14 protein-coding genes are annotated in these 16,945 nt (G+C 68.8%); 6 read left to right on the top strand and 8 right to left on the bottom strand.

The genetic code is table 11. The annotated features are described in order from the left end of the window. Positions 1 to 142: 142 nt before the first annotated feature. The 3 genes from KF833_22490 to KF833_22480 are packed head-to-tail and all read right to left on the bottom strand — an operon-like array spanning position 143 to position 2,283. Positions 143 to 1,120 (bottom strand): DUF3106 domain-containing protein, encoded by a 978-nt coding sequence (locus tag KF833_22490; protein ID MBX3748086.1) that lies wholly within the window; start codon positions 1,118 to 1,120, stop codon positions 143 to 145. Further along, positions 1,117 to 1,623, bottom strand: coding sequence for a hypothetical protein (locus tag KF833_22485; GenBank protein MBX3748085.1), 507 nt, complete (start codon positions 1,621 to 1,623; stop codon positions 1,117 to 1,119). The genes KF833_22490 and KF833_22485 overlap by 4 nt, the downstream gene beginning before the upstream one ends. Positions 1,624 to 1,635: 12 nt before the next feature. Further along, positions 1,636 to 2,283 (bottom strand): sigma-70 family RNA polymerase sigma factor, encoded by a 648-nt coding sequence (locus KF833_22480; GenBank protein MBX3748084.1) that lies wholly within the window; start codon positions 2,281 to 2,283, stop codon positions 1,636 to 1,638. A gap of 96 nt (positions 2,284 to 2,379) precedes the next feature. Between KF833_22480 and rapA the strand changes: the two genes are divergently transcribed. Both rapA and KF833_22470 read left to right on the top strand, forming a co-directional pair. Continuing rightward, the gene (gene rapA / locus KF833_22475; protein ID MBX3748083.1) at positions 2,380 to 5,253 is read left to right on the top strand and encodes an RNA polymerase-associated protein RapA; all 2,874 of its coding nucleotides are present in this window, start codon (positions 2,380 to 2,382) and stop codon (positions 5,251 to 5,253) included. 10 nt (positions 5,254 to 5,263) lie between these two features. Further along, on the top strand, positions 5,264 to 5,983 hold the full coding sequence (locus KF833_22470; protein ID MBX3748082.1) for a Crp/Fnr family transcriptional regulator: 720 nt from the start codon (positions 5,264 to 5,266) through the stop codon (positions 5,981 to 5,983). Positions 5,984 to 6,065: 82 nt separating this feature from the next. Here KF833_22470 and KF833_22465 read toward each other — a convergent pair whose 3' ends face one another. The 3 genes from KF833_22465 to KF833_22455 are packed head-to-tail and all read right to left on the bottom strand — an operon-like array spanning position 6,066 to position 8,624. Continuing rightward, positions 6,066 to 7,499, bottom strand: coding sequence for an ammonia-forming cytochrome c nitrite reductase subunit c552 (locus tag KF833_22465; GenBank protein MBX3748081.1), 1,434 nt, complete (start codon positions 7,497 to 7,499; stop codon positions 6,066 to 6,068). 54 nt (positions 7,500 to 7,553) lie between these two features. Then, positions 7,554 to 8,009, bottom strand: coding sequence for a cytochrome c nitrite reductase small subunit (gene nrfH / locus KF833_22460; GenBank protein ID MBX3748080.1), 456 nt, complete (start codon positions 8,007 to 8,009; stop codon positions 7,554 to 7,556). A 27-nt stretch (positions 8,010 to 8,036) separates the two neighbouring features. Further along, complete coding sequence (locus KF833_22455) at positions 8,037 to 8,624, bottom strand: DUF2249 domain-containing protein (protein ID MBX3748079.1); 588 nt, start codon at positions 8,622 to 8,624, stop codon at positions 8,037 to 8,039. 83 nt (positions 8,625 to 8,707) lie between these two features. On the opposite strand from KF833_22455, the gene KF833_22450 reads away from it, so the two are divergent. Next, entirely contained in the window at positions 8,708 to 9,193 is a 486-nt protein-coding gene (locus tag KF833_22450) for a chemotaxis protein CheW (protein MBX3748078.1), read from the top strand. Positions 9,194 to 9,200: 7 nt separating this feature from the next. Here KF833_22450 and mtnP read toward each other — a convergent pair whose 3' ends face one another. Further along, positions 9,201 to 10,067: an S-methyl-5'-thioadenosine phosphorylase gene (mtnP, locus tag KF833_22445; GenBank protein ID MBX3748077.1), complete on the bottom strand. Its 867-nt coding sequence runs from the start codon at positions 10,065 to 10,067 to the stop codon at positions 9,201 to 9,203. 326 nt (positions 10,068 to 10,393) lie between these two features. Here mtnP and KF833_22440 point away from each other — a divergent pair, with 326 nt between their 5' ends. The 3 genes from KF833_22440 to KF833_22430 all read left to right on the top strand — a co-directional run bounded on the left by KF833_22440 (position 10,394) and on the right by KF833_22430 (position 15,537). Next, positions 10,394 to 11,209 carry an alpha/beta fold hydrolase gene (locus KF833_22440; GenBank protein ID MBX3748076.1) on the top strand — a complete coding sequence of 272 codons (816 nt, stop codon included), beginning with the start codon at positions 10,394 to 10,396 and terminating at the stop codon, positions 11,207 to 11,209. Between the two features lie 13 nt (positions 11,210 to 11,222). Continuing rightward, positions 11,223 to 14,375 carry a hypothetical protein gene (locus KF833_22435; GenBank protein ID MBX3748075.1) on the top strand — a complete coding sequence of 1,051 codons (3,153 nt, stop codon included), beginning with the start codon at positions 11,223 to 11,225 and terminating at the stop codon, positions 14,373 to 14,375. A gap of 226 nt (positions 14,376 to 14,601) precedes the next feature. Beyond that, positions 14,602 to 15,537, top strand: a complete 936-nt coding sequence (locus KF833_22430; protein MBX3748074.1) for a DMT family transporter — start codon at positions 14,602 to 14,604, stop codon at positions 15,535 to 15,537. A 338-nt stretch (positions 15,538 to 15,875) separates the two neighbouring features. Here KF833_22430 and KF833_22425 read toward each other — a convergent pair whose 3' ends face one another. Further along, positions 15,876 to 16,931, bottom strand: a complete 1,056-nt coding sequence (locus KF833_22425) for a cobalamin-independent methionine synthase II family protein (GenBank protein ID MBX3748073.1) — start codon at positions 16,929 to 16,931, stop codon at positions 15,876 to 15,878. Positions 16,932 to 16,945: the final 14 nt, after the last annotated feature.

Genomic DNA, 16,945 nt, shown 5'->3' with positions numbered 1-16,945 from the left:
TAATTAACAGAGGCTTGGTCAACAGCAATGTGTCGGGCTTATTCTTTCAAACTTCGTGCATATGCACGAAGTTTGAGTCCATTTTGGCGGAAGTGACGTCAGAGGACGGCGTCGGGAGGCGTCCGGGAGGGGAGGCGCCGCACTAGCGGTGGCCGGCGGAGGGAGGGAGCGGGGGCAGGCCGGGTTGGATGGGGAGGGGGGGGAGTTGGGTGACGAGGCGGCGCCAGGCAGCGCGTTCCGCGGGGGGGAGGGTTTCCCAGCGTTCGGCATGGCGGAGGAAGGCGGCGCGTTCGGCGGGGGGCATGCCGGCGAGACGGGCGAAGGAATCGATGCAGGTCTGGCGCTGGGCGGGGGGCAGGTTGCGGAAGCGCTGGAGGACGTCCTCCATCTGACGGCGTTCGGCGGGCGTCATGGCGGGGAGGGTCTGCGCATCGAGTGCGGCCGGCGGGTGCCGGAAGAACTCGCGCCACTGGGCCTGGGCGCGGTGGCGGTCGGCGTCGGAGAGGGCCTGCCAGCGTTGCCAGGCCGGGCCGGAGCCGGCGGGGGTGGCGGGTTCGGGAAGCGGTGGAATTCCCGGGGGGAGTGGCGGCTGGGGGGCGGTGCGAAGGCGGGCGAGGGTGCGAAGGGTGTCTTCGTGGGCGAGCAGGGTGTCGCGGTCGGCGGGTGCCAGTCGATCCCACCAGGCGAGGCGTTGGAGGAGGACGGGACGAAGGTCCTCGGGGGCGGAGTCGAGGAGGGCGGGGCGTTGATCCGCGGGGCGTCGGACGAGTTGCTGGAGGTGCCAGTAGAGATCGGTGACGCGCAGGCGTTCTTCACGTTGCTCGGGGGGGAGCGATTCGTATTCGGCGAGCCTGGAACGGAGGAAGGCGCGTTGCGGTTCAGGCCGCGAGGCGAGGGCCGAGGTGCGTTCGGCCTCGGGCATGCCGAGCCATTGGCGGAAGGTGCCGACGGGCGATGCCGGGAGTGGGGTCGCAGAGGGGGCGTGGGGGAGGGGAGGGGAGGGGAGGGTGACTGCCGGCGGGGTGGCGACGGGTGCGGCGAGCAGGGTGAGGGGAAGGAGGACGAGGAGTGGAAGGGCCGCGCGGCGGCGAGGGAGGGCGATGGCGGGGGCGGGGTTCATTGGAGGGCGGCGAGGAGTTCATCGTCCACCTGGGGCCAGGAATCGCCGAAGTGGCGGATGACCTCGAAATCTTCGAGGGCGGCGGGGGGCAGTTCGGCGAGGAGCTGGAGGGCAGCCAGTTCGCGTTCGGCCTGCAAGAGACGTTCCTGGCGGTGCTGGCGGTGGAGATTCCAGCCGACGCCGAGGGCGGTGAGGAGCAGGAGGGTGGCTGCGGCCGGGATCCAGCGGGGCCAGGGGAGGCGCAGGGTCCTGGGGCGGCGGGTGGCGCGGGTCTGGGAATCGGACTGGCGATCGAGACGGGCGAGGACCTGGTGGGTGAAGTTCGAGGGAACGGGGACCGGAGGGAGGCGGCGCAGGGCGCGGGCGACGGCGGCGTCGGACTGCCAGTCGGCGGTGGTTTCGGGATGAAGGTCGAGCCAGCGGGCGAGACGCCGTTCCTCGTCGGGATGGAGGTCGCGGCGGAGCAGGACGTCACGGAGGGAGGGACGGGGATCGTCGCTCATGTCACGGAGGGTTCAAAACCGGGCACGGGGAAAAGTTGTTTCCGGGGTGCCGGCGGCGGCGGCATTCCATTCGCCGGTGCGGAGGTAGGCTTTGAGGCGGAGCTTGAGGGTTTCGCGGGCGCGATGGATGAGGGACTTGGTGGCCGAGACGGAGACGCCGAGGATGCGGGCGATGTCCTCGTAGGCGAGTTCCTGTTCGCGGAGGAGGAGGAGGGCGGAGCGTTGGGACTCGGGCAGGTCGCGGAGAGCTTCTTCGATCTTCGCATCGAGTTCGGAGAGGAGCACTTCACCGATCACGCCGGGGCTGCGGGTATCCTCGAAGGTTCGTTCCGGCGGGGCATCGCCGGCGGGGCCGGGGGCGTCGAGGGATTCCGTGGGGTGCCGGCCGCGGCGGCGGAGTTCGTTGAGGCAGAGGTTGCGGGCGATGGTGAAGAGCCAGGTGGCGAAGCGGGAGGCGACGCGGTAACGGGCGGCGGCCTTCCAGACCTGGACGAAGACCTGCTGGGCGATGTCTTCGGCTTCATCGGGATCGCGGAGGGTGCGGAGCACGAAGCCGAGGATGGGCTGGCGGTACTTCCCGACGAGGGACTCGAAGGCGGCGCGGTCGCCGCGCTGAACGCGCAGCATCAGGGCGACATCCTGGTCGTGACCGTCGATCATGGCGGACAGGATAGGGCGGGAGGACTGCGTTTGGAAGCCTGCCGGGTGGAATGCGCGCTGGACTGGGGTGGGGATTCGGGGGTGGACTGGGTTTGGATGCGTTTGTTACCGGGACAGCGATGGATGAGCGAAGCGGAGCCCGAGCTGGGGCTTGGGCTGGTGGTGGAGGGCGACGGGGTGCAGGTGAGGGTGCGATTTCCCGCGAGCGGGGAGGAGCGGCGGTATGCGGTGGGATCGGCACCGCTGCGGAGGGTGGTGTTTCGACCGGGCGAACGGGTGACGGCGGGGGAGGGGGCGAGCTGGCTGGTGGCGGCGGTGGAGGAGGAGGGCGGGGTGTTGCGATACCGGGGTGAGGGAGGGGAGGAGGCCCTGGAGAGCGCGTTGTGCGATGCCGTGGGGTACGGGTCTCCGGAGGAGCGGCTGGCGACGGGCCGGGTGGATCCGGTACGGATCCATGAGCTGCGGTGGCGGGCGCTGGGGCATCAGCACCGGCGGCGGCAGTCGGCAGTGCGGGGGTTCGTGGGGGGGCGGATGGATCTGATCCCGCACCAGTTGTCGATTGCGGCGGAGGTGACGGGGCGGGAGCGGCCGCGGGTGTTGCTGGCGGACGAGGTGGGATTGGGGAAGACGATCGAGGCGTGCCTGATTCTGCACCGGATGCTGGCGACAGGGCGGGCGGCGCGGGTGCTGGTGGTGGTGCCGGAGCCGCTGGTGCACCAGTGGTTTGTGGAGCTGCTGCGACGGTTCAACCTGCGGTTCCACATTTTCGATGAGGAGCGGTGCCGGGCGATCGCGGCGGGGGATCCGGAGGCGAACCCGTTCCTCGACGACCAGTGGGTATTGTGCGGGCTGCCGTTGCTTTTGAATCCGGGCCGGGCGGCGCAGGCGGGCGGGGCGGGCTGGGACTTGCTGGTGGTGGACGAGGCGCATCACCTGCGTTGGGGTGTGGAGGGGGCGGGCCCGGAGTATCTGGCGGTGGAACGGGTGAGCCGGAGTTCGGAATGCCTGCTGCTGCTGACGGCGACGCCGGAGCAACTGGGATTGGCGGGGCATTTTGCGCGGCTGCGGCTTCTGGATCCGGACCGGTATCCGGACTTGAAACGATTCGAGGAGGAGACGCGGCACTACGGGGAGGTGGCGTCGGTGGCGAACCGGCTGGCAGGGGGGGCGAAGCTGTCGCCGGCAGACCGGCGGCGGTTGCATGGGATTCTGGGATCGGAGCCCGGGGAGATCCAGGGGCGGCTGGAGGCGCTGGCCCGGGGTGATGCGGCGGCGCGGGAGGCGTTGGTGTCGGATCTGCTGGACCGGCACGGGACGGGGCGGGTGATGTTCCGGAACACGCGGGCGGCGATGAAGGGATTTCCGCGGCGGGTGCCGTGTCCGGAGCCCCTGACGGTGGAGGGGGAGACGGAGCGTGAGCTGGAGAGGCTGGCCTGGGAGTTCGAGGCGGACCGGGTGGTGGGGGAGCGGTCCGGGGCGCAGGGGAAGGGGACGGGGCTGGATCTGGGGCGGGATCCGCGGATTGTGTGGCTGGCGGGATTCCTGCGGAACCATCCGGAGGCGAAGGTCCTGACGCTGACACGGACGCGGGAGAAGGTGGTGGCGATCGACGAGGCGCTGCGGCGGGAGGTGTCGGTGCCGACGGCGTTGTTCCATGAGGATCTGGAGCTGGTGCAGCGGGATCGGAATGCGGCGTGGTTTGCGGAGCCGGACGGGGCCCGGATGCTGGTGGCGTCGGAGATCGGGAGCGAGGGGCGGAACTTCCAGTTTGCGCATCATCTGGTGTTGTTCGATCTGCCGCTGGATCCGGAGCTGGTGGAGCAGCGGATCGGGCGGCTGGACCGGATTGGGCAGAGCGAGGACATCCGGATCCACGTGCCGTATGTGAGGGGGAGCGCGCAGGAGGTGTTGTTCCGGTGGTTCCATGAGGGGCTGGATGCGTTCGGGCACAATCTGGTGGCGGGGCGGGAGTTGCTGGAGCGGTTTGGGGAGGAGGTGCGGGATCTGGCGCAGGACTATCACGAGACGCAGTCGGTGCGGGAGGGGGAATTGGACGATCTGGTGGAGCGGACGCGGAAGGTCCGGAAGGAGATCGAGCAGCGGCTGGAGGCGGGGCGGGACCGGTTGCTGGAGCTGAACTCGTTCCGGCCGGCGGTGGCGGAGCGGATTGTGGAGGGGGTTCGGGCGATGGATCGCGAGCCGACGCTGGAGGCGTTCATGCTGGAGGCGTGGGATCACTACGGGGTGCCGGTGGAGGATCTGGGGCCGAGGCGGTACCGGCTTGGGGGGGACGGGGTGTATTCGGAGTCCTTTCCGGGGCTGCCGTCCGGGGGATGTCTGGTGACGTTCGACCGGGCGCTGGCCCTGGTGCGGGAGGATCTGGTGTTTCTGACGTGGGATCATCCGATGGTGACCGGGGCGTTGGATCTGCTGCTGGGGTCTCCGGATGGGAACAGCGCCTGGGCGGTGTGGCCGGAGGCGCCGCGGCGCGGGCTGTGGCTGGAGACGGTGCATCTGGTGGAATGCGTGGCACCGGCGCGATGGATGGTGGACCGGTTCCTTCCGGCGACGCCGATCCGGCTGTGGGTGGATGCGCGCGGGGGTGACGTGACGGCGGAGGCGGAACGGGGATTGGGGGGGGCGCGGCTGGTGGACGGGGATGGGCACGAGGATCTGGACAGCGATGCGGTGCGGTCGGTGTTGCCGTCGATGCTGGCGGCGAGCCGGGCGTTGGCGGAGGGGCGGGCGGGTCCGGTGCGCGAGGAGGCGGTCACGCGCATGGAGGCGGAACTGGGCCACGAGGCGGAGCGGTTGCGGGCGCTGGCGGCGGTGAACCCGGCGGTCCGGCCGGAAGAGGTGGAAGGGATTGAGGCACGGCGTGCGGCGTTGCGGGGGCATCTGCTGGGGGCACGGCTGCGACTGGACGCGGTGCGATGGATCTGGCTCGGCGCGGGGCGGGGGCGGGGATAGGGTGCGGGGGATGGCGAACGTGCAACCTGAACTGCGGCGGGTGGGGGTGACGAGCGTGCTGCGCCGGTGCGAGTTGTTTGTCGGACTGTCGAGCGACGAGATGGAGCGGGTGGTGGAGCTGACGGTGACGAAGACGCTGGACCGTGGGGAGTATCTGTTCCGGCAGGGCGAACCGTCGCGCGGATTCTATGTGGTGCAGAGCGGGAGCATTCTGGTGCACCGGGTGACGGCGGCGGGGAAGGAGCAGGTGATCCAGGTGTTCCGGGCGGGGCAGTCGTTTGCGGAGGCGACGCTGGCGAGCGAGAGCGGGTATCCGGCGGATGCGCGGGCGACGGAGCCGACGTCGGTATTGCTGGTGCGGAAGGACGGATTTGTGGAGTTGTTGAAGCAGCGTCCGGAACTGGCGTTGCGGATGCTGGCGTCGATGTCGATGCATCTTCGGGCGCTGGTGGGGCAGTTGGAGGATCTGACCCGGAAGGATGTCGAGACGCGGCTGGCGCACTGGCTGTGGCGGCAACGTCCGGAGCCGGACCGGGCAGAGCCGTACACGGTGGAATTGCGGGGAACGAAGCGGGCGCTGGCGGCGGAATTGGGGACGGTGAGCGAGACGCTGTCGCGGACCCTGGCGAAGCTGCGCGAGATGGAATGGATCGAGGTGGACGGGCCGCGGATCACGGTGCGGAACCCGGACGGTCTGCGCGGAGTGGTGGCTCGGTCGCTGGGGGAATGAGGACGCCCGGCGGGGGGTGCCTCCGCCGGGCGTCAGCGGGTGTCAGTGGGCGTCAGTGGGCGTCAGTGGGCGTCAGTGGGCGTCAGTGGGCGGCGGCGGTATCGGGGCCGACGGGGAGGCGGCGCAGGGCGTTCTGGCCCTGGCGACTGAAGTCGATGGATTCGCCGAGGATGCGGGCGGCCTCCTGGGGGGCATGGAAGCCCATGGAGTTTTCGGCCTCGATGAAATCGACGTAGAACTTGGCTTTGCGCTGGAAGTCCTGGGCGGCGAGGAAGGCGGGGTTGTTGGTGGCGATGCCGGAGGAGCGGACCGTGGCGAGGTCATCGATAAGGTCCATGAGGGCGTCCATGGCGAGGTTGCGCATCTTGTAGGTGCGGTCCTGGATGGTGAACGCGCGCTGGAGGAGTTCCTCTTCGGGCCAGTGGTGGCAGGTCTGGCAGGCCTTCTGGACATTGAGGAGGGGGCTGCGGACGTGGTGATCGCTGATCTTGAGGGCGCCGACGCGTTTGTAGGGCATGTGGCAGTCGGTGCAGGCGACACCGGAGCGGGCATGGATGCCCTGGCTCCAGAGTTCGAATTCGGGATGCTGGACCTTGAGGGCGGCGGCGCCGGTCTCGGCGTGGGTCCAGTCGCGGTGCCCGACCTCATCGTAGTAGGCGAGCATGTCCTCGACCTTGAGGCCCTTGCTCCAGGGATAGACCAGGCGCTTTTCGGGGCCTTTGAAGTAGTACTCGACGTGGCATTGGGCGCAGACGAAGGAGCGCATTTCCTGGCGGGAGGCGTGGCGCTGAACATCGTAGTCGGGGATGCCCTCGGCGGCCTTGGCGGCGCGGATGCCCTCGATGAAGGCGGGGCGGGTGATACGGAGTTCCATCGTCTGGGAATCGTGGCAGTCGATGCAGGTGACCGGATGCTGGACGTGCTGTCTGGCCTCGGCGAAGGGCATCTGGTTCAGGGCCTCGAAGCCGCGGAAGAGATCGCCGTCACCGGCGCGCATGTAGGGGACATAGACCGAGGCATGGCAGTTGAGGCAGGTACCGGGTTGGGCGACGGCATGCTGGCGTTCGGTGAAGGTCTGGTCCTCGAGCATGTAGGCATGGCCGCGGTCCTCGCGGAAATCGCGGGCGAAGGCGTAGCCGGCCCACATGCGTTTGAGGCGGGTGTCTTCTTCGAGGCGGGACTGGGCGACGATGGAGCGGGGGTCGGCATCGGTGGGGGTGCGGGGGAGGGCCTCGCTGCCGCCGTAGCGGGTGCGTTGCTGGTCGGTGGTACGGAGGTAGTCGTCGTAGTGGAGGGGAAAATTCTTGCCCCAGATGGCGGGGTCCTCGGTTTCGTCGGTGAGTTCGACGACACGGAAGAAGGGGTTCCGGGCCTCCTGCTTGTGCTCGAGGATGTTCATGAGCAGGGCGAGGCCGCCGACGGCGAGGAGGGCGGCGACGAGGGCGGTGACCACGAAGGCGACGAGGGTGCGGCGCGGCGGTGGGGCGGCGGGGCCGGGGGGGGTCGGGGTGTTCATGGGGTGCGGTGGGGTGCGGTTGAGGGGGAGGGGGAAGGGTGCGAAAGGGAGGGGCTAACGATTGGGATGGCCGACCTCGCGATGGCAGCGGATGCAGGAGAGTTCGCGACCGTGACCGGGGTGTCGGTCGATCTGGTCCACGATTTCGGAGTGGCAGCGGCGGCAGTTGTCCTCGGTGACGCGCAGGCTGACGTCGCGGGCGCGGATGGGGTCATCGAAGGTGCCGGTGGTGAAGTAGAACGAATGCCAGAAGCCGTTCTCGGCCTTGACGTAGTATTTGGGGATGAGGGCGTGGGGGGTATGGCAGTCGTTGCAACTGGCGACGGCGCGGTGACTGCCGTGGTGCCAGGCGTCGTAATGCTCGCGCATGACGTGGCAATTGGCGCAGGCGGCCGGGTTGTCGGTGAGATAGGAGCCGCCCTTGGCGTAGATGAAGGTGAAGGCACCGACGCCGAGGGCCGCACCGATGGCCGTGCCGAGGATGGCGCCCTGGATCACGCTGGCCTTCATGGGGATGCCCTGGAGCGAACCAGATTTCTACCCGGCATGGCAACCGCATCCGGCGAACGATTCGGCGCTGGCATCGGATTCCGGCAGGAACTCGACGCGCCAGGAGCCATCGGGGAGGTGGGTGGTGCGGTGACCGAAGCCGCAACGCCCGAGCTTGGTGTAGAGGGGAACCGGTTCGAACGGGGCAAGGATGACGAGGGACTGCCCGGGGATGAGGCGGGAGACGGCGTCTTCGATGGCATCGCACGGGCTGCCGCCGGCATCGAGGATGGGACGGACATCGAGGGTGTGGGAGGGGACGAAGGCGATGGGAACGGCGGCGGGACGGCAGGAGCCGCGGGTGCCGGGTTTGGGTTGGAAGCCGGGGTCGGGGAAGGGTCCCTTGCGGATGCGGACCTGCCACACCTGGGGGCCCTGCTGGAGGTAATCCCAGTGGAACTGACCGGTCCATTCAGCGGCGAACTGGTAGTAGAGGGGGATGGGATCGTGATCGTTGGTGAGGAGGATGGCGCCGTCTTCGGGAAGGGCGTGCCAGGTGTCGAAGATCGTGGGGTGCCGGTCGCGGGGCGGGATGGAACGGACGTCGATGGGATGGTCGGTCGGAGCGTTGCTCATGGGGAAAGGAGGTAGCATGGAGATTGGGGCCGGGCCTTGATGCGCATCAAGCGGAAGGCGCAAACGGCCGATAGACCCTCGGAGTGAATGCAGTTGTGACCCAGGACCCCGCGGAATCCGGCGCTGGCCGGATGGCGGAGCGTCAGGTGGCGATGGTGCTGGGGGAGGCGCTTTGTGCGGTGCCGGTGAAGGTGGTGCGGGAGGTGGTGCGATTGCCGAGCCTGCCGACGCCGCGACAGGGGGTATCGGTGCTGCGGGGGGTCATTCGGTTGCGGGGCCAGATCGTTCCGGTGGTGGACCTGAGGGCGGGTGGAACGGGGTTGGCGAACGAATCGGCGAAGCGATCGTGTGTGGTGGTGCTCCAGATGGAGGCGCCGCCCGCGGGCCTCGGGTTGGTAGGATTGGTGGTGGACAGCGTCCGGGAGATCGGGGAGCACGAGGAGGGGCACATTCCGCAGGTCTCGGAGTTGATGGCGGGTCCGGTGGTGGAGGCGCTGAAGTTGCGGGGAAGCGTGGAGGGGGTGCTGCAGCGGTTGCGGGACGAGGCGCGGGAACGGGGGATGGGATAGCAGGCGGTCAGGGGTTTTTGAGATAAGGGGCGAGGATGGGCTGGAGTTCGCGGACGGTGCGAGCGGGCCAGAGTTCCGGGGCGGTGAGGAGGGCGGTTTTGAGGGCGGAATGGGCGCGGGACGACGGGGTTTCCGGGATACGCGGGAGGACTTCCAGGATGAGGCGCTGGGCGGTGGCGGCGTTGGCGTGGAGATGTTCCATGACCACCGGGAGGCTGACGTGGTCGTCCTCGTTCCAGCAGTCGTAGTCGGTGACCATGGCGGCGGTGGCGTAGGCGACTTCGGCTTCGCGGGCGCACTTGGCCTCGCCGAGGTTGGTCATGCCGATGACGGCGTGACCGGCGGCACGATTGGCGAGGGATTCGGCCTGGGTGCTGAAGGCGGGGCCTTCCATGCAGACGTAGGTGCCGCCGTCGTGGCAGCGGATGCGAAGGCGCCGGGCGCTGGCGACCAGGATGCGGCGGAGGTCTTCGCACATGGGATGGGCGAAGCCGACGTGGGCGACGATGCCGCGGCCGAAGAAGGTGTGGGTGGCGGACTGCTTGGTGCGGTCGAGGAACTGGTCGGGGAAGACGATGTCGCGGGGGCGGTAACGTTTCTGGAGGGAGCCGACGGCGCTGATGGAGACGATCCAGGCGACGCCGAGTTTCTTGAGGGCCCAGATGTTGGCGCGGTGGGGAAGTTCGCTGGGGAGGAGGCGGTGACCGCGGCCATGGCGTGGGAGGAAGACGACCTCGCGTCCGGCGAGGCGGCCGGTAAGGAGTTCGTCGGAGGGGGGACCGAAGGGGGTGCGGACCTTGACCCAGCGGGTGTCGGTGAAGCCTTCGATCTGGTAGAGTCCGGTGCCGCCGATGATGCCGATGGGATGGGCCATGCGGAGGCGTGTGTAGCGGGGAGGGCGGGGGGGCGTCAACGAGGCGCCGTGGGGGGTGCCGGATGGGGGGTGCGGCATCTTAGTTTTTCAGCAGTCCTCGTTCCCGTTCTCGTAACCTGAGACCTGAGACCTGAGACCTGAGACCTGAGACCTGAGACCTGAGACCTGAGACCTGAGACCTGAAAGTGGCATCACCCGATTGGGGTACCCCTGTCGGGGAATTGCGGGGGCGGAGAGGGATTGGGGACGATGGAGGGGTGGCGACGTTAAGGCGCGAGGATGTGACCCTGCACTATGAGCGTTCCGGAATTGGGGCGCCGGTGCTGATGATCCAGGGGGTGGGGGTGACGGGGGAGGGGTGGCGTCCGCTGGTGGACGAGCTGGCGCGGGACCATTCGGTCTTGTTCTTCGACCATCGGGGGATTGGGCGGAGCGTGCCGTGCGGGGGGCCGATCACGATCGAGGCGATGGCGGGGGATGCGGCGGCGCTGATGGAGGCGGCGGGATGGCGTTCGGCGCATGTGGTGGGGCATTCGATGGGGGGTGTGGTGGCGCAGCAACTGGCGTTGGATCATCCGGGGCGGGTGCGGAGTCTGTCGCTGCTCTGCACCTTTGCGCGGGGGCGGGACGGGGCGCGCCTGACGCCATGGTCGATATGGATGGGAATGCGGACGCGGTTGGGGACGCGGGGAATGCGGCGGCGGGCATTTCTGGGGATGCTGATGTCAAGGCGGCACCGGGCCATGGGGGATCTGGACGCCGTGGCGGGGCGGGTGGCGGCATGGATTGGGCGGGATCTGGCGGAATGGCCGGGGGTGGTGGGACGCCAGGTTGGGGCGCTGCGGCGGCACGGTGGGTCCGGGCGATTGGGCGAGCTTGAGGGGATTCCGACGTGGGTGCTGAGTGCGGCGGAGGATCCGATCGCTCCGCCGCGGTACGGGCGGCGTCTGGCCGAGCTGATCCGGGGGGCGCGGTACGAGGAGATGGAGGATGCGTCGCACGGCGTGATCTTGTTTCAGGGGGCCGAAGTGGGATGCCGCATGCGGCAGTTTATTGCGGCGTCGTCGTCGGGGGTACTGGGACGGGAGCCAGGGGGATCGGGTGCCCCGATTGGGGGATTGGATCGGGTGGGTCAGGCATGAGTGGGTTGAGGGCATGCGAAGGATGTTGTTGCGGGTGGGACGCGGCGTGGTTGGGGCGGTGATTGGGATGGGGTGGATGGCGGGGCTGCAGGGAGGGGCGGCGGAGATGGGAGTGGGAAGGGATGGGATGGGGCGGCCGGTGCTGGGGGTGACGGCGGCGGCGGACCAGGTGGTGGTGTTGGAGCGGGCCGGGGCATTGGGGGAATGGGGCGAATGGGTGCGGGGTCATGGACCGCTGGAAGGGGTGGTGGACCGGACGGCGGTTGGGGTGCCGGGCGTGTTTTATCGGGGGTTGCTGCGACTGCGGACTGGGGAGGACGACTGGAAGAACCTGGTGCAGGGGGTGGGCGAGGAGGCGTTTCGGTCGGAGGAACCGCCGCCTTGGAAGCTGGAGGCGAGGTGGATCAAGTTTGCGATCGAGCTGGACCGGCCGGACCGGGTGATTTTTCAGGACAGCGGGCGGTACCGGTTCCACTACGATTTCGCGGTGGAACGAATGCCGGCGTTCCGGGGGATGACGCGGGCGGAGTTCGATGCGGTGACATTGAGGGTGGCGGGGCAGCGGGCGGTGCTGGGGGCGGTGTTGTTTCCGCCGACGCCGGAACTGCGGGAGGTGGCGATTCAACTGGTGGGGCACGATGCCTATCCGCGGGAGGCGGTGGCCGAGTGGTTTGGAACGGTGCGGGCGGCGATCCTTGGGCCTGAGAATCTGGCGGCGTTCTACCTGCCGACGTTCGAGCAGGCGGAGGTGGCGCGGGAACATCGCGACTGGTTTGCGGGGCAGGGGATTCCGGTGGGGACGGCGGGGAGATGGGTGACCGGGGACGAGTGTTACGCGCCGGGATGGGCGCTGGGCCGGATGACGTGGGTGCCTGCGGCGGAGATCGGGACGGCGTACCGGGAGGGGAGGTTGCGCCCGGACGACGTGCTGTTGACGGAGGCGGTGCCGGCGGAGGTGCCGCCGCTGGCGGGGATTGTGTCGTTGAGCCCGGCCACGCCGAACTCGCATGTGGCGCTCCTGGCGAAGTCGTTTGGGATTCCGTTTGTGCATCTGGCGGGGGAGGAGGCGGAGGAGGCGCTGCGGGGGTGGGCGGGGCGGGAGGTTCTGGTGCGGGCGGTGCAGCAGTTTCTGGGTTGCGAGGTGTGGGTGTGGCCGATGGGGAGTGAGATCGAGGCCCCGATGCGGGAGGCGATTCTGGCGCACAAGGCGGCGCCGCGGTTGGACATCGAGCCCAAGGCGGCGCGAGGCGTGTTTCATGTGGCGGTGGATCCGCTGGGGCCGGGGGATCTGAGGCATGTGGGGGGGAAGGCGGCGAACTTCGGAATCCTGAGGCAATCGTTGCCCGGGAACTCGCCGTCGCCGGCGATCGCCTTCACGTTCGACCTGTGGGATGCGTTTCTGGAGCAGGGATGGGCGGGTGGGGGGACACTTGGGGCGTGGGTGGAGGCGAGGCTGGGAGGGTTTGCGTGGCCGCCGGACATGGGGGCGGTGCAGACGGCGCTGGCGGAGGTGCGGGATGGGGTGAGGAACCGGGCGGATTTCACGCCGGTGCAGAAGCAGGCGATTCTGGAGGCGCTGGTGGGGGCGGGGTTCGATCCGATGCGGAAGATCCGGTTCCGGAGTTCGACGAACATGGAGGACAGCGAACAGTTCATCGGGGCGGGGTTGTACGACAGTTACAGCGGATGTCTGGCGGACGATCTGGACGACGACACGGCGGGGCCGAGCCGGTGCGATCCGGAGGAGCGTGCGGAGCGCGGGGTGTTCCGGGCGTTGCGCCGGGTGTACGCGAGTTTCTTCAACGACAATGCGTTTCTCGAGCGGTTGCGGCACGGGGTGAACGAGGCGGACGTCGGGATGGCCGTGCTGGTGCATTACTCGGCGCCGGACGAGATCGAGCGGGCGAACGGGGTGGCCACGATGGAGATCCGGCGAAGCGGCGCGTTGCGGACGATCAACGGGACCCTGGTGACGCAGGTGGGGGCGGTGTCGGTGAGCAATCCGGAGGGGGGCGCGCGGCCTGAGGTGGTGAAGGTCACGCGGTTTTCGTCCGGGCCGCCGTTCTTCGAGGTCGAGTCGCGGTCGAGTCTGGTGCCGCTGGGGGGCGAGGTGCTGGAGTGGACGGGGGAGTACGAGGAACTCTACGGCCTTCTCGACGCGGCGAGCCGGGAATGGGAGCGGGTGATGCCGCCGCAGGACCGGTGGATCCTCGATTTCGAATACAAGAAGCTGGCGCCGGACGACCGGTTGAGTGTGAACCAGATCCGGCCGCTGCCGTTGCCTCCCGAGCAGGGTCCGGTGACGTTCTGGCTGCTGAACACGGAGGGTCGCTGGGGGGTGGAACAGGGGGAATTCGGGGAATTGATGGCGCTGCACCGGCTGAAGTCGTTCTGGGAATTCGAGACACGCCACACGCGTTGGGACGAGGCGTCGCTTGGGGAGACGCTGTTCGATCGCGTCGAGGGGCGCTGGATCGAGGGTCTGGAGGAACGGACGCTGGCGGGTCCGATCGCGACGTTGCCCGGGTACCGGTATGGTCTCGGCGAGGAGGCGACCGAGGACGCCTGGGAATCGGACTGGGCGACCTGGCGGTTGCGGGTGCATCGAGGGATCCATGTGCCGAACGGGGCCGGGCCGGTGGCGGTGCTCCAGGATGCGCGGGTCGAGTGGGAGGCGCGCTATGCCAGCCCGCAACCGACGCTGGAGGTCCGGTCTGACGGGGTGATCGCCAACACGACCACTTCGCGCGAGAGCGTCAATCTGGTGCCGCTGACGCCGGTGGGACCGGGCAGCAAGCGGCAGGAGCGGATGGGACGGAAGGGGGGATGGGAAGTGCGGACCGAGTTCTACTGGCCGCCGGAGCCGAAGGGCATTGTGGCGGGGTACACGGCGCCGTTGCAGGCGTGGGTGGAGACGACGGTGACGGGGTTCACGTCGAGGCCGGTGGTATTGCGGGGCGATTTCTCACAGACCTACCGGCCGGGGCACCACAACTTCTGGGAGGAGTTTCTATTCGATCCGTGGCTGGAGCCGGGGTTGGAGCCCGACCTGCTGGCGGAACTGGCGGCGGCGGATATCCGGGGCTGGCGGCTGGTGTGGGACGGACCGGACGTGAGCCAATGGTCGGTATTGGGGATGGACGGGCGGTTCCGGGAACTCCGTTGAGGGGTGGGGCGTGCATGCCGGAGTTGCGGGGAGAGGTGCGAACTTCGCGAAGCGTCGCCTCGGAGGGCCGGGTTCCACGAGGCCGCAAGGGTGTGGAGCGCTGGCTTGTGGACTCGCGGAGCTCGTCCCTCCGACTGGCTCCCTCCTCACCCACACCTCCGGGATGCACCGGAGGCAGGGGCACCGCGCGGTTGAGTGTGGTGAGAGGCTGGGGTTGGATGGCGTCATGCCTGCGTGGTGGGTCTGGACATGTATCGCCCTCGGGTCATGGGGCATTTGGGCTGTGTTATCCCGGGGGCTGGGCGAGGCGCTATCGGCCGGGGGGAGCCAGGCCTTGTCCACGCTGGGGATGTTGCCCCTGCTGGGGGCGCTTGCGGTGCGGAGCCGCGGTGCCTGGCGGAAGGGGGCATGGCGGGGCATTGGACTGGCGATGGCGGGAGGGACGGTGACCTGCCTGGGGAACGTGGCGTATTACGGGGTGTTGGGGAGGGGTGAGAAGGTGGCCACGGTGGTGTCATTGACGGCGATGTATCCACTGGTGACGGTGCTGCTGGCGGTATGGATTCTGGGGGAGCGATTGAACCGGGTGCAGTGCCTGGGGCTGGGGTTGTCCCTGGCGGCCATCTGGCTGTTCAACGGGCCTGGCGGGGGCGGTTGGCTTTCGTCGGCGGTGGTCCTGGCGCTGGTGCCCATCGCGCTTTGGGGCATGTCGGGGTTTCTGCAGAAGGTTGCGACCCGCCATGTGGTCGCCGAGCTGGCGGCGTTCTGTTATCTGCTGGCGTACGTGCCGGTGGGGATGGTGCTGGCGTGGCGCGAATCGTGGCCGGAGGCGATGACGGGAGAGGTGTGGGGTTTGGGGCTGGCGCTGGGATTTTTTCTGGCCCTGGGCAATGCCTCGATGCTGGCGGCCTATGCACGGGGCGGGAAGGCGGCGGTGGTTGCGCCGTTGAGCGGATTATACCCGGTGGTCAGCGTGCCCATCGCGGTGCTGGTGCTGGGCGAGAGGATTGGTGTTGTGGAGGGTTTGGGAATCCTGTGCGCGCTCGCCTCGGTGGTGGCGTTGTCGCGCGAGTCGCCGGCGGTCCCCATTCCGGCGGATCAAGACGCCGTTTCCCGCGGGTCGTGTGCGGAGACGGCGCCCTCGCCACGGGATCCTGCCTGATTCGACTCGAGTTGCACATTTTCCTGCACCGGTGGCGGGGACGGCTGCGATGGGGGTGCGGTTTGGCGGCTCGGGCTGTTCGGGCTTCGAGTGGAGCGGAGGATCAGGAAGACCACAAGGCCCACCACAACGGCCGCCCCCAATGCCAGGAAGCCGAGGACAATGAGAATGCCGATGATCTCGGGCCATCCGAGCATCGCGAGGAGGGTGGGAAAAGGCGCAGTCATGATGCTGGCAGTGGTTACTCCATGCGCCGATGGGATGCGAGACCGATTACGATGGAACGATCCCGTCGGACCGCCACGACGGGGTCCCGCCGGGATTGGAGCGCCGCCGGGTCAGAGCCTTTTCCGTTCGAGGGCGACGCCGGTGACGAGGCTGGCGAGTTTGCGACGGGCGGCCCAGCGGGCGGTCTGGCTGAGTCCGCAGTCGGGGGCGAAGACGAGACGGTCGGCGGGGGCGAGTTCGAGGCAGCGCCGGACGCGGCGGGCGATGTCGTCGGGGGTCTCGAGGTAGTAACTCTTCACGTCGATGACGCCGACGGCGACGTCGCAACGGGCGGCGATCGGGGTGATGGCATCGAGTTCGGCGAATTCGCGGCTGGCCATCTCGACGTGCATTTCGTCGCAGCGGAAATCGAGGAAGGCAGGGAACATGGGGGCGAGGACGCGGGGGCCGACGGCGCGTCCCCTGTAATTGCCGAAGCAGAGATGGGTGCAGAGGCGGGTCCGGCCGGCGACGGTTTCGACGGTGCGGTTGAAGATGTCCACGAAGCGCCGGGGATCCTCGCGATGGGCGTAGCAGCTCATGCTGGGTTCATCGACGCTGATTTCGGCGCAGCCGGCGGCGACGAGGTCTTCGAGTTCGCGGCGGACGATTGGGAGGAGGGCTTCGGTGACGGCCCAGCGGTCCGGGTAGCCGAGGTCGGGATTGGGGACGAGGCGGCCGGAGAGGGTGTAGGGGCCGGGGACGGAGGCTTTGAGGGCGGGCCGGGTGGCGGGATCGGGGCGGAGGGCTTCGGCGCAGCGCTGGAGGCGGCGGAACTCGGCGACGGCCCCGAGGCCTCGTGGGGCCTGGATTTCGCCGGTGATCGGATGGCGTCCGCGCTGGTCATGGGCGGGCGGGCCAAAGCGCCGGGGCGGGGAGGATTCGAGGGCGATGCCTTCGAGGTGGCCGTAGAAGGACAGATTGAAGTCGAGGCGGGTTTGTTCGCCATCGGTGACGACGTCGAGGCCGGCGGCCAACTGGTCGTGGAGGGCGGCGACCACGGCGTCTTCCTGGAGTTCGGCGAGGTCGTCGGGACCGAAGCGGCGGAGGCGTCGGCTGGCGAGTTCGAGCCAGCCGGGGAAGGGGTAGGAACCGATGACGGAGGTGCGGAGCGGATGGGAGGTCATGGGGCGGAGGGCGG

The sequence above is a fragment of the Verrucomicrobiia bacterium genome (genome assembly GCA_019634625.1).
Lineage (GTDB): Bacteria > Verrucomicrobiota > Verrucomicrobiia > Limisphaerales > CAIMTB01 > CAIMTB01.
This window is presented reverse-complemented; position numbering and strand designations above follow the sequence as displayed.

Excerpts from the sequence above, each read along its gene's own strand:
- KF833_22490 (MBX3748086.1), bottom strand. The coding sequence starts at position 1,120 with ATGAACCCCGCCCCCGCCATCGCCCTCCCTCGCCGCCGCGCGGCCCTT.
- KF833_22485 (MBX3748085.1), bottom strand. The coding sequence starts at position 1,623 with ATGAGCGACGATCCCCGTCCCTCCCTCCGTGACGTCCTGCTCCGCCGC.
- KF833_22480 (MBX3748084.1), bottom strand. The coding sequence starts at position 2,283 with ATGATCGACGGTCACGACCAGGATGTCGCCCTGATGCTGCGCGTTCAG.
- rapA (MBX3748083.1), top strand. The coding sequence starts at position 2,380 with ATGCGTTTGTTACCGGGACAGCGATGGATGAGCGAAGCGGAGCCCGAG.
- KF833_22470 (MBX3748082.1), top strand. The coding sequence starts at position 5,264 with ATGGCGAACGTGCAACCTGAACTGCGGCGGGTGGGGGTGACGAGCGTG.
- KF833_22465 (MBX3748081.1), bottom strand. The coding sequence starts at position 7,499 with ATGAACACCCCGACCCCCCCCGGCCCCGCCGCCCCACCGCCGCGCCGC.
- nrfH (MBX3748080.1), bottom strand. The coding sequence starts at position 8,009 with ATGAAGGCCAGCGTGATCCAGGGCGCCATCCTCGGCACGGCCATCGGT.
- KF833_22455 (MBX3748079.1), bottom strand. The coding sequence starts at position 8,624 with ATGAGCAACGCTCCGACCGACCATCCCATCGACGTCCGTTCCATCCCG.
- mtnP (MBX3748077.1), bottom strand. The coding sequence starts at position 10,067 with ATGGCCCATCCCATCGGCATCATCGGCGGCACCGGACTCTACCAGATC.
- KF833_22440 (MBX3748076.1), top strand. The coding sequence starts at position 10,394 with ATGATCCAGGGGGTGGGGGTGACGGGGGAGGGGTGGCGTCCGCTGGTG.
- KF833_22435 (MBX3748075.1), top strand. The coding sequence starts at position 11,223 with ATGCGAAGGATGTTGTTGCGGGTGGGACGCGGCGTGGTTGGGGCGGTG.
- KF833_22430 (MBX3748074.1), top strand. The coding sequence starts at position 14,602 with ATGCCTGCGTGGTGGGTCTGGACATGTATCGCCCTCGGGTCATGGGGC.
- KF833_22425 (MBX3748073.1), bottom strand. The coding sequence starts at position 16,931 with ATGACCTCCCATCCGCTCCGCACCTCCGTCATCGGTTCCTACCCCTTC.